This window comes from Pseudomonas sp. D5(2026) (assembly GCF_057766845.1).
Window position 1 is genome coordinate 755,484 of record NZ_CM173421.1, and the last position, 14,525, is coordinate 770,008.

Here is a 14,525-nt window from a genome sequence, read left to right on the forward strand (position 1 = left end):
GTTATGCAAACTAGTATTTTTGTATAGTTCTGCATCACTCAAGGTGTTCGAGCAAGCGCCGAGCTGCTTCCTGGCCACTGAGCCAGGCGCCCTCGACGCGGCCGGACAGGCACCAGTCCCCACAGGCGTACAAGCCTTGGTCAGCATCCGCCAGTGCCCCCCACTCATGGTTGCTGCTGGGGCGGGCATAGAGCCAGCGGTGGGCGAGGGCGAAGGTGGGCGGCGGTACCACGCAGCCGACCAGCTCGGCGAATTCGCCCCACAGCTGTTCGATGACTTCTTCCTTGGGCAGGTCGATGTGCTGCCGGCTCCAGTCTGACGTGGCGTGTAGTACCCATGTGTCCAGGTGCTCATCGCGGCCGGGCTTGCTGCGATTGCGGGCCAGCCAGCCCAGCGGGCTGTCCTGCACGAAGCAGCCTTGCATTGGCGTATCCAGCGGTGCCTCGAAGGCAAGGGCGACGGCCCAGGTAGGTTCCATTTGCACGCCAGCGGCCACGGCAGCCAGCTTCGGTGTGGCGGCCAGAAGTGGCGTGGCCTGCGGTGCCGGGACGGCGATCACTACACGGCTGTAGGGGCCGTGGCTGCAACCTTCGGTATCCTGCAGGTGCCAGTACTGCTTGCCGCGAAACACTTCCGCGATGCGGCAGCCGAAGTTGACGGTGACGTCCTTGAGCAAGCCTCGGGTGATGGCGCTCATGCGTGGCACGCCTACCCAGCGCGTCTGCTCGTCGGGGGAGGGGGTGAGTTCGCCATCAAGGTAGTTGTACAGCTGAGGCTTCCACTGCTCGGCCCAGCCAGCGGCCACCCATTGCTGCACCTGATCGACAAAGCGGCGGTCACGGGCCGTGAAGTATTGGGCTCCGAGGTCGAGCGCGCCGGCCTCGCTGCGCTTGCTGGCCATGCGCCCGCCACTGCCGTGGCCTTTGTCGAACAAGTGCACGGATTGCCCGGCCTTCTGCAAGGCCTGGGCGGCTGACAAGCCGGCGATGCCGGCCCCGATGATGGCGATAGGTACTGTCATGATGGCCTCTTCAAACCTTGCTGTGAGCAGACTACGCTGTCAGGCAAACCTGTACAATGCACAAATTATGTATAAGGTTATTCCGTGTGGCGAACAGGTTGGCCTATGTTTATCCGAGAGCGTCGGGTCAAAAAAGTGCCTTGATGTTAAAAATAGACCACCGCCGCATTCTGCGAGGACACAGCCATGCATATATTGCTGACAGGTGGCACCGGTTTGATTGGCAAGCATCTATGCCAGTACTGGCTTGGCCAAGGGCATCGGCTTACGGTTTGGAGTCGGCGTCCTGAACAGGTGGCGAAGATTTGTGGTAGCGGGGTACGTGGCATCGCCCGCCTGGAGCAGCTGGAGGCCGATGATCATCTTGATGCGGTGGTCAACCTTGCCGGTGCGCCGATTGCCGACAGGCCCTGGACGGCCGCCCGGCGCAACTTGTTGTGGGCCAGCCGTGTCACCCTTACCGAGCAATTGCTGGCTTGGCTGGGCACCCGTGAGCAGCGCCCGGAGGTGTTGATCTCCGGCTCTGCGGTAGGTTGGTACGGAGACGGCGGCGAACGTGAACTGACCGAGGCTTCACCCCCGGTGCGTGAAGATTTCGCCAGCCAGTTGTGTATTGCCTGGGAAGAGACCGCCCAGCGTTCGCAAGCACAGGGGATCCGCGTGGTACTGGTACGTACCGGCCTGGTGCTGGCCAGTGACGGCGGCTTTTTGTCGCGCCTGCGCGTGCCCTTCAAGCTGGGGCTGGGCGGGCCTTTGGGCAACGGGCGGCAGTGGATGCCCTGGGTTCATATAGATGACCAGGTCGCCCTGATTGATTTTCTCTTGCAGCACAAGGATGCCAGCGGTCCTTATAATGCCTGTGCCCCGGAGCCTGTGCGCAACCGTGAGTTTGCCAGGCGACTGGGCCGCGCCCTGCATCGGCCGGCGCTGCTGCCAGTGCCGGCATTGCTGCTCAAGGCCGGGCTTGGCGAGATGTCGACCTTGCTGCTGGGAGGCCAGCGGGCGCGCCCGGTACGCTTGCTCGAAGCCGGCTTCACCTTCCGCTTCAACGATCTGCAATCGGCGCTGGACAACCTGTCCAGTCGCCTCTGACATAGGACGCTGCATGACCGATCACGCCCTGCTGCTGGTCAACCTGGGTTCCCCGGCCTCCACCTCGGTGGCCGATGTGCGCCGCTACCTCAACCAGTTCCTCATGGACCCGTACGTGGTCGACCTGCCGTGGCCGGTGCGGCGCTTGCTGGTGTCACTGATCCTGGTCAAGCGCCCGGAGCAGTCGGCACATGCCTACGCTTCGATCTGGTGGGAGGAGGGCTCGCCTTTGGTTGTGCTGACCCGTCGCCTGCAGGCCGCGATGGTCGAGCACTGGCCCCATGGCCCGGTGGAAATTGCCATGCGCTACGGCCAGCCGGCCTTGCCTGATGTGTTGGCGCGGTTGGCCGCTCAAGGTGTGCGCAAGGTGACTTTGGCACCGCTTTATCCACAGTTCGCCGACAGTACGGTGACCACTGTGGTCGAGCAGGCAAAACAGGCGGTCAGCGAGCGGCAGTTGCCGTTGCAGATGCGCGTGTTGCAGCCGTTCTACGAGCACCCGGCGTACATCGAGGCGCTGGCAGCCAGCGCCCGGCCGTATCTGGAGCAGGGTTACGACCACCTGCTGCTGAGCTTTCATGGCTTGCCGGAACGGCACCTGAAGAAGCTGTTTCCGAAGGGGGTCAAGCACGACCTGCGTGCTGCCGATTGCTGCCACGGTGCACCCGCCGAAGTACGTTCGGTTTGCTATCGCGGGCAATGCCTGGCTACGGCCAAGGCCTTTGCGCAGCGCATGGGCATACCTGATGGCAAATGGTCGGTATCGTTCCAGTCGCGGCTGGGGCGGGACAAGTGGATCGAACCTTACACAGAGACGCGGTTGGATGAGCTGGCCAAGGCCGGGGTGAAGAAGCTGCTGGTGATGTGCCCTGCGTTTGTGGCGGATTGCATCGAGACGCTGGAAGAGATTGGCATGCGTGGCAGCGAGCAGTTTGTCGAGGCTGGCGGCCAGGAGCTGGTGCTGGTGCCGTGCCTGAATGATCACCCGGAGTGGGTCAGGGTGTTGGCTGATATGTGTGAAAACGCCTGAATCAAAGGGGCCGTGTGGCGGCCCCTTCCGACCGGTTATACATCCAGCTTCTTGTGCTTCCAGCCATCATTGCCCGGCAGAATCAGGTTCAGGGCAATAGCCACAATGGCGCACAGGGCGATGCCCTTCAGGCCCCAGTCATCCGGACCGTCACCGCTGCCGATCAGCACGCCGCCGATACCGAACACCAGTGTCACCGAGACGATCACCAGGTTGCGTGCTTCGGCCAGGTCGATCTGGTGGCGGATCATGGTGTTCATGCCCACCGCTGCAATCGAGCCGAACAGCAGGCACAAAATGCCGCCCATCACCGGCACCGGGATGCTCTGCAGCAGCGCGCCGAACTTGCCGATGAAGGCCAGGGTAATGGCGAAGACCGCCGCCCAGGTCATGATCTTCGGGTTGTAGTTCTTGGTCAGCATCACCGCGCCGGTCACTTCGGCGTAGGTGGTGTTGGGCGGGCCGCCGAACAGGCCGGCAGCAGTGGTGGCCAGGCCGTCGCCCAGCAAAGTCCGGTGCAGGCCGGGCTTTTTCAGGTAGTCACGGCCGGTCACGCTGCCCACTGCGATCACCCCGCCGATGTGCTCGATCGCCGGCGCCAGAGCAACCGGGACGATGAACAGAATGGCCTGCCAGTTGAACGCAGGGGCGGTGAAATTGGGGATTTCCAGCCACGGTGCGGCAGCGATCTTGGCGGTGTCGACTACGCCAAAGGCGAACGACAGGGCAAAGCCCACCAGCACGCCGGAGATGATGGGAACCAGGCGGAAAATACCTTTGCCGAATACGGCAACGATCAAGGTTGTCAGCAGCGCTGGCATCGAGATCAGCATGGCCGTCTTGTACGGCATCAGTGCTGTACCGTCCCCACCTTTGCCCATCGCCATGTTGGCGGCGATCGGTGCCATGGCCAGGCCGATGGAGATGATCACCGGGCCGATCACTACCGGCGGCAGCATGCGGTCGATGAAACCGGTGCCTTTGACTTTGACCATCAGCCCCATGAAGGTGTACACGAAGCCAGCAGCCATTACACCACCCATGGTCTCGGCAAGGCCGAACTGGCCTTTGGCGAGGATGATCGGCGTAATGAAGGCAAAGCTCGAGGCCAGGAACACGGGTACCTGACGACCGGTGACCAGCTGGAATAGCAGCGTGCCGATGCCGGCGGTGAACAGCGCGACGTTCGGGTCGAGGCCGGTGATCAGGGGCATCAGCACCAGCGCGCCGAATGCCACGAAGAGCATCTGCGCGCCCGAAACGACCTGGCGCCAGAGCGGGTCGTTGAAGCCGTCCTGCATGGTCAGGCGTCCTTTTGCTTGGTGCCGAAGATCTTGTCACCGGCATCGCCCAGGCCAGGCACGATGTAGCCGTGTTCGTTCAGGCGCTGGTCGATCGAGGCGGTGTAGATCTTCACGTCCGGGTGGGCTTTTTCCACCACCTCGATGCCTTCTGGCGCGGCGACCAGGACCATGGCGCGAATCTCTTTACAGCCGGCCTTTTTCAACAGGTCGATGGTGGCAACCATCGAGCCGCCGGTGGCCAGCATCGGGTCGATGATCAGGGCCAGGCGCTGGTTGATGTCCGGCGCGAGCTTTTCCAGGTAGGTATGGGCTTCGAGGGTTTCTTCGTTACGGGCAACGCCGACGGCGCTGACCTTGGCACCCGGAATCAGGCTGAGCACGCCGTCGAGCATGCCGATGCCGGCGCGCAGGATCGGCACTACAGTGATCTTCTTGCCGGCGATTTTTTCAACCGAGACCTTGCCACACCAGCCGTCGATCTCGTAGGTTTCGAGGGGCAGGTCCTGGGTGGCTTCATACGTCAGGAGCGCGCCGACTTCCTGGGCGAGTTCGCGAAAGTTTTTGGTACTGATATCGGCACGGCGCATCAGGCCGAGCTTGTGGCGGATCAGCGGATGGCGGATCTCACGAGTGGGCATAGGGGGGCTCCGAAAGGCGGGCAAAAAAACCGCGCTAGATTAATCTATTCAGCCTGTGCTGTCGTCTGGTCATTCTGGACGTTAGTCCATAAATGCTTGATCTGTGACGAGCGGATGCGTACCTTTGCCCGCTTTTCCAAAATGCACCCCCGGAGAGCGCCATGTCCGCCGATCTCGAGCATATCCGTCAAGTCATGCGTGAAGCTGACTGCCTGTACACCGAAGCCGAAGTCGAAGCGGCCATCGCCAAAGTCGGCGAGCAGATCTGCAAGGACCTGCACGACAAGAACCCGGTTGTGTTCTGCGTGATGAACGGCGGCCTGATCTTCTCCGGCAAACTGCTGACCCACCTGCAGTTCCCGCTGGAAGCTTCGTACCTGCACGCTACCCGCTACCGCAACCAGACCAGCGGTGGCGAGCTTTTCTGGAAGGCCAAGCCGGAAGTGTCGTTCATCGACCGTGACGTGTTGATCGTCGATGATATCCTCGACGAAGGGCACACCCTCAGCGCCATCATCGAGTTTTGCAAGCATGCCGGCGCCCGCTCGGTGTACACCGCTGTGCTGATCGACAAGGACCACGACCGCAAGGCAAGCCCTGACCTCAAGGCCAACTATGTGGGCCTGCCTTGCGTTGATCGCTATATCTTCGGTTACGGCATGGACTACAAAGGTTACTGGCGCAACGCTAACGGCATCTTCGCCGTAAAGGGGCTGTAACCGTGCGCCAGCCTGCGTTCATCGACCAATCGCTGTTCGCCGGGCTGGCCGAAAAGGCTACTGCCAACCCGCGCGGGCGGCAGCATCACACCTTCCATGAAATGGAAGAGCCGTGCCATCGCATGGCGGTCGGGCTGCAACCGAGCACCTACATTCCGCCGCATCGCCATTTGAGCGCCGACAAGGCTGAAACCTTGATAGCGCTCAAGGGGCGCTTTGGCCTGTTGATCTTCGATGAGCAAGGCGCGGTCACTGACAAGCGGGTGCTGCAGGCCGGTGGCGACTGTCTGGGGGTGGATCTGGCGCCTGGTACCTACCATGGCTTGGTGGTGCTGGAGCCGGACAGTATGTTGTTCGAGTGCAAGGCTGGGCCATACCGACCGGTGGGCGAGGGTGAGCACGCACACTGGGCGCCGCGCGAGGGTGAAGCCGGTGTGGCCGATTACCAGGCCTGGATGCGCGCGCAGTTCGATTGATATCGGCTGTACCCGGCGTGCTAGAGTGCTCCTTCAGACAAGGAGCCTCACATGCGTGCGATTCTTCCCCTCCTGCTGGCGGTCAGTATGCCGCTCGCTGCCGCACCGCTGCACAGTCAGTTCCTGCCACCTGATGACCAGTCCCTGCGCCAGGAAGCGCCGACCAGCCAGCAATTGCTGCAGGTGACTGACTATTCGGTGGTCGTAGGGGCCCAGCGCCAGTCCGATCAGCAACCGATCCCGATCACATCGTCATTGCAGGTGCGTCTGAAGGGCAAGCCGCTGAGCAAGGGTGCGACCATTGCCCAGGTGCTGCTGACGTTCGATGGTGAAGCGGCCAAAAGCCTGAAAAAGCCTGTGTATGACGCTAAAACCCGTACCTTGAGCCTGAATTACCCGGTCAGCAACTACCGGGTGGTCATGGACCTGCTGCGTAACGAAACCCTATACGTGCAGTTTCTGACTTATGGCAACGGCCACATCTGGGCCGACCTGCACACCGGGACGGTACGTACGCGTTGAGGCGCGAAGCCTGCGGGGGGTAAACTGCCGGCCTTCGAAATTCAGTGATGGTCCAGTTGGAGTCGGCAATGCGTAAAGACAAGAAACAGGTAATCGGTGACGAAATCAGCGACGACTACGTCAAGTCGTTCCTTCAGTTCGAGCCGGCCGATGGTGTGACTTCGCCGTCGCTGCACAAGCTGGTCAAGGCCTACCGTGGCCTGCGCGTTGGCGACTTCGAGCGCTTTGTAGGCTTCTTCGTCGAAGCTGGCCTGGACCTGGATGGCAAGGACGAGCACGGCAAAACCTTCGTCGAGCAGATTGCCGACCAGCGCAATGCACCTGAGTACATCGAGATCATCGATAAAGCCCGCGGTTGATCTTCAACCTGTGCTGGCCCTTTCGCGGGCTCGCCCGCTCCCACAGGGATGAGGGCAGCGCCGAACCTGTGGGAGCGGGCAAGCCCGCGAAGAGGCCGGCACAGGCTGATAGGTCTCCAGGCACAAAAAACGCCCCGAGGGGCGTTTTTTCGTTAGCAGGCAGTTCAGGCGTAATGCTTGGCCGCCGGGCTGCTTTCTGCCAGGTCCAGGGCCGCGTCGTTATCGGCACTGATCTTGTGGTACAGCGCAGCATCGGTTGCCAGGGTCTTCTCGCGAGCCGGGAAGATTTCCTTGAGCTTGGCAGCCCAGGCACCCTTGGCCTGCTCGGGGAAGCAGCGCTCAATCAGTTCCAGCATGATCGATACGGTTACCGAGGCACCCGGCGATGCGCCGAGCAGTGCGGCCAGGCTGCCGTCCTGGGCCGAGACCAGCTCGGTACCGAACTGCAGCACGCCGCCTTTCTTCGGGTCTTTCTTGATGATCTGCACACGCTGACCAGCCACTTCCAGGCGCCAGTCCTCGGCCTTGGCCTGCGGATAGAAGCGACGCAGGGCTTCCAGGCGCTGCTCCATCGACTGCATCACTTCGCTGACCAGGTACTTGGTCAGGTCCATGTTGTCGCGGGCCACAGCCAGCATCGGGCCGATGTTGCCCATGCGCACCGACAGCGGCAGGTCCATCAGCGAGCCGTGCTTGAGGAACTTGGTGGTGAAGCCGGCATAGGGGCCGAACAGCAGCGAAGTCTTGCCGTCCACGACGCGGGTGTCCAGGTGCGGTACCGACATCGGCGGGGCGCCTACGGCGGCCTGGCTATACACTTTGGCCTGGTGCTGCTTGACGATTTCCGGGTTGTCGCAGCGCAGCCACTGGCCGCTGACCGGGAAGCCGCCGAAGCCTTTGCTTTCCGGAATGCCGGACAACTGCAGCAGCGGCAGAGCCGCGCCACCAGCGCCGAGGAAGACGAAGCGGGCGTCGACTTCACGGCTGCCGCCGCTGTTGACGTCCTTGATGCTCACGGTCCAGCCGCTGCCGTTACGGCGCAGGCCGACAACCTTCTTGCTGTACTTGACCTGCGCGTCCGGCGAGTCGCCCAGCAGCTTGAGCAGCTTGTTGGTCAGTGCGCCGAAGTTCACGTCGGTGCCTTTGGCCACGCGGGTAGCGGCGATGTGCTGGTCGGCCGGGCGGCCAGGCATCATCAGCGGCATCCAGTCGTTCATCACGGCCTTGTCTTCGGTGTATTCCATCTCGGCGAAGGCATGGTGCTGCTTGAGCAGCTCGAAGCGCTTCTTGAGGAAGGAAACACCCTTGTCACCCTCGACATAACTCAGGTGCGGGACAGGGTTGATGAAGGCACGCGCCGAGCCGAAGTTGCCCTTCTTGCACAGGTAGGCCCAGAACTGGCGCGAAACCTCGAACTGGGTGTTGATGTGCACGGCCTTCTTGATGTCGATGCTGCCATCGGCGGCCTGCGGCGTGTAGTTCAGCTCGCACAGGCCGGCGTGGCCGGTGCCTGCGTTGTTCCAGGGGTTGGAGCTTTCCGCGGCCCCGGAGTCCATCGCCTCGACGACCTCAAGCTTCAGGGTCGGGTCAAGCTCCTTCAGCAGTACGGCCAGGGTGGCACTCATGATGCCCGCGCCTACCAGTACCACATCAACCGATTCGTTCTGCGCCATTTAACGCGTCTCCACAATCTACAGCTACCTAATTGACAGCATAGGACCTGGGGTTGCCAGGGTCGCCATGTCCGACTTTTCGCAGTTCTTGCAACTTCCGCGGACACCGCCAATCAGTCTTCGGGTTCGGGTATTGAACGCCGTTTGCCACAGGTGCGGCAATTCGACTTATGGTCAAGGTGTCGTGCGTGCGTTATGGAACGGTTCAGACACTCATACAGGATGAGCGCATCTGCCGCCTGTTCAGGGCTGTTCGGGACACATCTGCCGCTTTTGCACATGCCAGACTGTTCATTTGCTCGCCACACTCTTGTGAAGTTGTGAAAACCGTTTTTTCACGCTCTTTTGGAGACGTGAACCTCAAAAGGGGACTGCGCGATGGCAACCCGCAGGTTCATGCAGTGTGAAGGGCCGGAAAAACAGGCACGACAGCCGATGCAAGACCTGAGTGGAAGGCTCTCTGTGGGCGAAGCGGTGAAGTTGCCGGGGTCAATCGGCGGATGCGGGGCCCGATCAGGAGACGTCCTTATAATCGGGGGGAGATTATAGCGATGTCGCGGGCAGAAATGTCGCCATTCGTGGTTTTTATTGCAGCGTTTGTCAGACAGCGAGGAGGCGCTGGTGCCAACGGCGGCTTGCGCGGGCGCAAACCCGGGCTTCGATGGGCAGCTCGCGCCCCAGCCAGGCTAGCTGAATTTCGCTGACCTGCACCCAGTCGATGCCGCTTGGTGCCTGGCTGCATTGCTTGAAGGCCAGGCATTTGCCATCAGCGTCAAGGCGGGCATAAGCGTTGTGGCGCGGCCGTTGGAAGAGCAGAGTCCAGAGCGAGGCCATGGCGGCGAGTCCTTTGCGTTAGGGCTTGGCGCAAGGATAAGGGAGTGGCCATGAAACGATTGTGACAACCGGGGCGGGCCGATGACTGGTCTGTGCCTGGCTGGGTATACTGTGGGCCTTTGCCGCATTTTCTGGAGAAACGCGCATGTTGCAACGTCTGTTGTTCGGTTTGATCGCCGTGGCCAGCCTCAGCCTGGTCGGTTGTGCCCACAGCCCGCAACAACTCAATCCGCAACCCACGCTCAAGGCCCAGCTGGCCCCGGTCGGCCATGGCCAGCCGGTAGTGGTCCGGGTAGTGGATGGGCGGCCTTCGCAGTCCCTGGGTACCCGCGGTGGCATGTACCCCGAGACCAGCACCATCAGTGTCAGCGGTAATGACGTGGTGCCCAAGCTGCAGGCTCAGGCTGAAGCGGCTGTGCGCCTGCTCGGCTTCACCCCGACCCCGAACGCCGGCAATGCACCGCAGCTGACCGTGACCCTGGCTGAGCTGAAGTACCAGTCGCCCAAAGACAACCTTTACGTGACCGAGGCCACCATCGGCGCCACCTTCCGTGCTGATGTGACCAATGGTGGCCGCCGTTACAGCGGCCGTTATGGCGCTTCGCTGGACCAGCGTTTCGGCATGGCGCCGAATCAGGACACCAATAACCAGCTGGTGGGTGATGTGCTGAGCGATGCCCTGACCCGCCTGTTCAAGGACCCGAGCATCGGGCAGGTGCTCGGTCAGTAAGCTTCAGGTTGTACAAGAAAACCCGCTGCCTGAGTGACAGGCCGCGGGTTTTTTATTGTCCGGTCGGCGCAGGCTCACGCAGCTTCTATGTGGAAATCCAGCAAGCTGAATCCTGTGCCTGCATGCACTTCGGGCAAATCCTCATGCGCGTGCCCGCCAAGCGCACAGTAGACCAGCCACTGGCGGTCCTGCACATTGATGGCAAAACCATCGATCAACGCCTGTTGTTCATCGCTCTGGGCAACGAGGTAGAGGCGGTCCTGGTTTTCGGCGTGCAACATGAAAAGGCTCCGGGCCATGAAAAGGCCGACAGGGTCGCCTGTATTGATGACGAGCGGATGACAGATGAAATTTAATGACAGTTTGTCGCCAAGGCCGGGCACCAAGGTGCGACTTGGGTAGAATGCTGGCCTTTGCCGTTGCTCACACCGAGGTTGCGTGATGTCCTTGCAAGTGCTCTGGGGGTTCCTGGCCGCCCACCCCACCAAGCTGATCAACCTGCTGGCGCTGCTGCTGACCTGCCCGGGCGGTTTGCTGCTGCACAGTGCTCGGCGGCGCGAGGCCGAAACCCGCGAGTACATGGCAGCAGACGAGGGGGTCGTGGACGCGTTCGACCTTCGGGTGCCGAAATACTTCTACATTCTTGGCTTTTCGTGCCTGGCGATGGCGCTGCTGCTGTCCTGGTTCAGCACCTGGGTCTGAGAACCATCGGGGCCGCAAGGCAGCCCCGAACCTGATCAGGCTACAGGTGCCTGCTGTCTGACCTGGTACTGGTTGCGCACCGGCGTCGCATACTGCAACACCAGGTAAGGCCGCTGCTCTTGCGGGCAGGCATCCAGACGCCGTTGCCATTCTTCCTTGGCCTTGGCCAGCTCATCCGCCGGGAACACCTTCTCAGCGCTTGGCACCTGCAGGGCTTCGTCCTTGCCCTCCCACATCGCATACGCCAGGTAATGCACCGGGAACAGTCGGTAGCCCCCCAGAATCTGCCGGTCGATCTCCGCAGCCAGCTGCTTGGTGTCTTCGTGGTATTCGGTTACTGGCGGCGCAAAGTTGATGTGCACGCGGCCCTTGTAGCCGGTAATGCCTTTGGCAATGCTGTTGTCATCTTCGCCCGGCGCCTTCTTGTAGGTGCCGGTGGTGGCGCGGATGTACAGCTCCCGGGCCTTGGCCTGGTCGCACGGGTCGTACTCGTAGCTGATCGACACCGGGGTCAGGTTCAGGCTCTGGATCACTGCACCGAACGGCTCGTCCTTGCGGCTCATGTGGAACATCTTGAGGATCGCCGAGTCGGTGCGGTCGTCACCGTCCTTGGCCCGACCTTCGGCCTGGGCGATCCAGATCGAGGTGGCATCGTTACGGATCGAGTGGTTGATGTAGGCCGATAGCAGTTGGTAAGCAGCCAGTTTTTCGCGTCGCCCGCTGATCGAACGGTGCACGATGAAGCTCTTGTTCAGGCGCATCATGTCGCTGACAAAGGGCTTTTGCAGCAGGTTGTCGCCAATGGCGATGCGCGGCGTGGGCAGGCCGGCGTGGTACACCGCATAGTTGACGAAGGCCGGGTCCATGACGATGTCACGGTGGTTGGCCAGGAACAGGTAGGCGGTGCCGGCCTTGAGCTGTTCCACACCCGAGTAGGTGACGCCGTCGGTGGCGCGATCGATGGTCTGGTCGACGTAGTACTCGACTTTGTCCTGCAAGGTCGAGACACAGGTAACGCCGGCGAATTCCTTGCGCAGGCGGCGTGCAATCAAGGGCTTGAGCAACCAGCCGAGAGCACCGGCCGCCCGCGGAAAGCGGAAGTGGGTGAGGATATCGAGGAATGCCGGGTCGCTGAGCAGGCGTGCCAGAACGGCAGGGACCTCAGCGTCGTCGTACGGTCGGATGGCATCGAATTCGCCCATCATGCTCTCTTGTTGGAAACGGCTAGGGTAATAAGGTAGGGACGGGCTCCGAAAAACGGCTCGGACGCACACAGACCCTGTAAACAGACCGGCAATTATACGCATAAGTCACTGCGGAGGCCGCGATGCTGGAAACCGACTTCTATGATTGCCCTTATTGTGGCGAACGTGTGGAAACTACCGTCGATCTATCTGCTGGCGACCAGGTTTATACCGAGGATTGCCAGGTGTGCTGCCAGCCTGTGGTGTGCATTCTGCAGGTGCACGGTGACGAATGGATGCTTGAAGTCCGCCGCGAGGACGACACCTGATGCAGCGCATCTATGAACCGGAAAGCCTGCTCGAGGCGCAAATGCTGGCGGGCATGCTTGCCAGCGAAGGGATCGAGGTACATGTGGTCGGCCGTGACCTGCTCGGTGCCGCCGGCGAGCTGCCTTTGCAGGGGCTGCTGGGGCTCATTGTCGCTGATGAGCAGGCCGAATGCGCACGGCGTCTGATCGATGCGTACAATGATGCCCAGCCATTGGTTGGCGACGAACCGGAGGATGTCCCCGGTACCTTGATCTGCTAGGTTCTGAATTCGCCCATGTGTGGACGTTACGCCCTGTTTCGCTGGCCCCAGGCCCTTGCCAGTCTGCCGGGCTTCCCCGTCGGCCAGCCGGCCCAATGGAATATATCGCCTGGGGCGTCGGTGCTGATCCAGCGTCAGCTTGACGGCCAACAGCAACTGGCCAAGGCGCGCTGGGGGTTGACCCCGGCCTGGCTCACCGACCTGTCCCGTACCCCCGCCCATGCCCGGGCCGAAACGCTGGCCGAGCAACCGATGTTTCGCGATGCATTTCGCCAGCGTCGCTGCCTGATGCCGGCCAACGGCTTTTACGAATGGCGTGGCAACGTGCGCAAACGCCCGTTCTGGTTGACCCCGGGGGAGGGCGCGTCGTTGTACTTTGCGGCGGTTTGGGAAGCCTACCCGGTGCAGGACCAGGTATGGCTGAGTTGCGCGGTGGTGACCCAGGCCGCCATGAACCAGCGCCGGCCGCTCATCCTCGACGAAGCGGGGCAGGCGGCCTGGCTTGACCCGGACACGCCGGTTGCCCGTTTGCACGAGCTGCTGGCCAGCCCGCCGGCGACGTTGCGTGAGCGAGCCTTGGCCAATTTCGTCAATGACCCGAAGCTGGATGCGCCGGAGTGTTTGACCCCGGCTTGATAGGTTGTCTGCGCCGGTCCTTTGGCGGGCAAGCCCGCTCCTACAACGGTCGTGTTCCCCTGTGCGGACGGGCTTGCCCGCGAAGGGATCGGTACAGGCGACGAAAATCTTCCCTGCGGCTATGGCAGCCACTGGCGACTCGGCCTAGGATACGGCGCATGTAAAAAGGGAGTGTTTTCATGCGTAAGTCTTTTGTCGTCAGCCTGTTGAGTGCTGGCATCCTGCTGGCCGGCTGCCAGGCGGTGAATACCACCAGCGGCGGTGCTGTTGGCGTCGAGCGCCAGCAGTACATGTTCAGCATGCTCTCGACCGACGAGGTCAATCAGATGTACGCCCAGTCGTATCAGCAGACCCTGGGTGAAGCATCGAGCAAGGGTGTGCTCGACAAGTCCAGTGCCGATGCCAGGCGTGTGCAGGCCATTGCCAACCGCCTGATTGCCCAGGCGCCCAAATTCCGCCCGGATGCCGCGCAGTGGGACTGGCAAGTCAACGTGATCAAGAGTGACGAACTGAACGCCAACTGCGGCCCGGGCGGCAAGATCATCGTTTACACCGGGCTGATCGATCAGCTCAAGCTCACCGATGCGGAAATTGCCGCAGTGGTAGGGCACGAGATTGCCCACGCCTTGCGTGAGCATAGCCGCGAGGCCATGTCCAAGGCATACGGTGTGGAAATGGCTCGCCAGGGTGCCGGTGCCATCTTCGGCCTCGGCCAGAGCAGCATGGCCATGGCCGACACGGTGGTGAACTACGCCATGACCTTGCCCAACAGCCGGGCCAACGAGAACGAGGCCGACCTCATTGGCCTGGAGCTGTCGGCCCGTGCCGGCTACGACCCGAATGCCGCGATCACCTTGTGGAACAAGATGAGCAAGGCTTCCGAAGGTGCACCGCCTGAGTTCATGAGCACTCACCCGGCGTCCGCGAGCCGCATTGCTTCGCTGCAGGCGGCGATTCCGAAGGTGATGCCGCTGTATCAGGCTGCAGCCAAACCGTAACTGCCTGAATGCAGGGGC

General features: G+C 61.8%; 19 protein-coding genes. 12 read left to right on the plus strand and 7 right to left on the minus strand.

Translation table 11 applies throughout. The features are described from left to right. Positions 1-34: 34 nt before the first annotated feature. A complete protein-coding gene (locus AC3B5Q_RS03545) occupies positions 35-1,021 on the minus strand; it encodes an NAD(P)/FAD-dependent oxidoreductase (RefSeq protein ID WP_021783495.1) in 987 nt (328 codons plus the stop codon). A gap of 186 nt (positions 1,022-1,207) precedes the next feature. On the opposite strand from AC3B5Q_RS03545, the gene AC3B5Q_RS03550 reads away from it, so the two are divergent. Together AC3B5Q_RS03550 and hemH are read left to right on the plus strand one after the other, a co-directional pair. After that, positions 1,208-2,113, plus strand: a complete 906-nt coding sequence (locus AC3B5Q_RS03550) for a TIGR01777 family oxidoreductase (RefSeq protein WP_274118922.1) — start codon at positions 1,208-1,210, stop codon at positions 2,111-2,113. A 13-nt stretch (positions 2,114-2,126) separates the two neighbouring features. Then, entirely contained in the window at positions 2,127-3,143 is a 1,017-nt protein-coding gene (gene hemH, locus AC3B5Q_RS03555) for a ferrochelatase (RefSeq protein ID WP_021783493.1), read from the plus strand. A 35-nt stretch (positions 3,144-3,178) separates the two neighbouring features. On the opposite strand, the gene AC3B5Q_RS03560 is transcribed toward hemH, so the two are convergent. Beyond that, a complete protein-coding gene (locus AC3B5Q_RS03560; protein WP_021783492.1) occupies positions 3,179-4,444 on the minus strand; it encodes a uracil-xanthine permease family protein in 1,266 nt (421 codons plus the stop codon). Positions 4,445-4,446: 2 nt separating this feature from the next. Continuing rightward, positions 4,447-5,085 carry a uracil phosphoribosyltransferase gene (upp, locus tag AC3B5Q_RS03565; RefSeq protein ID WP_003247366.1) on the minus strand — a complete coding sequence of 213 codons (639 nt, stop codon included), beginning with the start codon at positions 5,083-5,085 and terminating at the stop codon, positions 4,447-4,449. 161 nt (positions 5,086-5,246) lie between these two features. On the opposite strand from upp, the gene AC3B5Q_RS03570 reads away from it, so the two are divergent. From AC3B5Q_RS03570 to AC3B5Q_RS03585, 4 genes are all read left to right on the plus strand, one after another. Continuing rightward, a complete protein-coding gene (locus AC3B5Q_RS03570) occupies positions 5,247-5,804 on the plus strand; it encodes a hypoxanthine-guanine phosphoribosyltransferase (protein WP_003247364.1) in 558 nt (185 codons plus the stop codon). 2 nt (positions 5,805-5,806) lie between these two features. Further along, positions 5,807-6,280, plus strand: a complete 474-nt coding sequence (locus AC3B5Q_RS03575) for a WbuC family cupin fold metalloprotein (protein WP_021783491.1) — start codon at positions 5,807-5,809, stop codon at positions 6,278-6,280. Between the two features lie 51 nt (positions 6,281-6,331). Further along, a complete protein-coding gene (locus AC3B5Q_RS03580; RefSeq protein WP_021783490.1) occupies positions 6,332-6,802 on the plus strand; it encodes a hypothetical protein in 471 nt (156 codons plus the stop codon). A 68-nt stretch (positions 6,803-6,870) separates the two neighbouring features. Beyond that, the gene (locus tag AC3B5Q_RS03585) at positions 6,871-7,161 is read left to right on the plus strand and encodes a PA4642 family protein (protein WP_021783489.1); all 291 of its coding nucleotides are present in this window, start codon (positions 6,871-6,873) and stop codon (positions 7,159-7,161) included. A 164-nt stretch (positions 7,162-7,325) separates the two neighbouring features. Here the strand turns inward: AC3B5Q_RS03585 and mqo are convergent, their stop codons facing one another. Together mqo and AC3B5Q_RS03595 are read right to left on the minus strand one after the other, a co-directional pair. Next, positions 7,326-8,834 (minus strand): malate dehydrogenase (quinone), encoded by a 1,509-nt coding sequence (gene mqo / locus AC3B5Q_RS03590; protein WP_021783488.1) that lies wholly within the window; start codon positions 8,832-8,834, stop codon positions 7,326-7,328. Positions 8,835-9,434: 600 nt separating this feature from the next. Beyond that, a complete protein-coding gene (locus tag AC3B5Q_RS03595; protein WP_028698060.1) occupies positions 9,435-9,668 on the minus strand; it encodes a hypothetical protein in 234 nt (77 codons plus the stop codon). Positions 9,669-9,813: 145 nt separating this feature from the next. Between AC3B5Q_RS03595 and AC3B5Q_RS03600 the strand changes: the two genes are divergently transcribed. Next, positions 9,814-10,398 (plus strand): YajG family lipoprotein, encoded by a 585-nt coding sequence (locus AC3B5Q_RS03600; RefSeq protein WP_021783486.1) that lies wholly within the window; start codon positions 9,814-9,816, stop codon positions 10,396-10,398. A gap of 74 nt (positions 10,399-10,472) precedes the next feature. On the opposite strand, the gene AC3B5Q_RS03605 is transcribed toward AC3B5Q_RS03600, so the two are convergent. Then, the gene (locus tag AC3B5Q_RS03605; RefSeq protein ID WP_031322363.1) at positions 10,473-10,679 is read right to left on the minus strand and encodes a hypothetical protein; all 207 of its coding nucleotides are present in this window, start codon (positions 10,677-10,679) and stop codon (positions 10,473-10,475) included. 160 nt (positions 10,680-10,839) lie between these two features. Here AC3B5Q_RS03605 and AC3B5Q_RS03610 point away from each other — a divergent pair, with 160 nt between their 5' ends. Next, positions 10,840-11,100, plus strand: a complete 261-nt coding sequence (locus tag AC3B5Q_RS03610) for a hypothetical protein (protein ID WP_021783484.1) — start codon at positions 10,840-10,842, stop codon at positions 11,098-11,100. A 35-nt stretch (positions 11,101-11,135) separates the two neighbouring features. On the opposite strand, the gene AC3B5Q_RS03615 is transcribed toward AC3B5Q_RS03610, so the two are convergent. Next, positions 11,136-12,305, minus strand: a complete 1,170-nt coding sequence (locus AC3B5Q_RS03615; protein ID WP_014589682.1) for a 1-acyl-sn-glycerol-3-phosphate acyltransferase — start codon at positions 12,303-12,305, stop codon at positions 11,136-11,138. Positions 12,306-12,427: 122 nt separating this feature from the next. Here AC3B5Q_RS03615 and AC3B5Q_RS03620 point away from each other — a divergent pair, with 122 nt between their 5' ends. From AC3B5Q_RS03620 to AC3B5Q_RS03635, 4 genes are all read left to right on the plus strand, one after another. Continuing rightward, positions 12,428-12,613, plus strand: a complete 186-nt coding sequence (locus AC3B5Q_RS03620) for a CPXCG motif-containing cysteine-rich protein (protein WP_010951999.1) — start codon at positions 12,428-12,430, stop codon at positions 12,611-12,613. Next, positions 12,613-12,873 carry a putative signal transducing protein gene (locus AC3B5Q_RS03625; RefSeq protein ID WP_021783483.1) on the plus strand — a complete coding sequence of 87 codons (261 nt, stop codon included), beginning with the start codon at positions 12,613-12,615 and terminating at the stop codon, positions 12,871-12,873. Before AC3B5Q_RS03620 ends, AC3B5Q_RS03625 begins: the two co-directional genes overlap by 1 nt. Before the next feature lie 15 nt (positions 12,874-12,888). Continuing rightward, on the plus strand, positions 12,889-13,509 hold the full coding sequence (locus AC3B5Q_RS03630; RefSeq protein ID WP_021783482.1) for an SOS response-associated peptidase: 621 nt from the start codon (positions 12,889-12,891) through the stop codon (positions 13,507-13,509). A 179-nt stretch (positions 13,510-13,688) separates the two neighbouring features. Further along, positions 13,689-14,507: a M48 family metallopeptidase gene (locus tag AC3B5Q_RS03635; protein WP_021783481.1), complete on the plus strand. Its 819-nt coding sequence runs from the start codon at positions 13,689-13,691 to the stop codon at positions 14,505-14,507. The last annotated feature ends 18 nt before the right edge of the window (positions 14,508-14,525 follow it).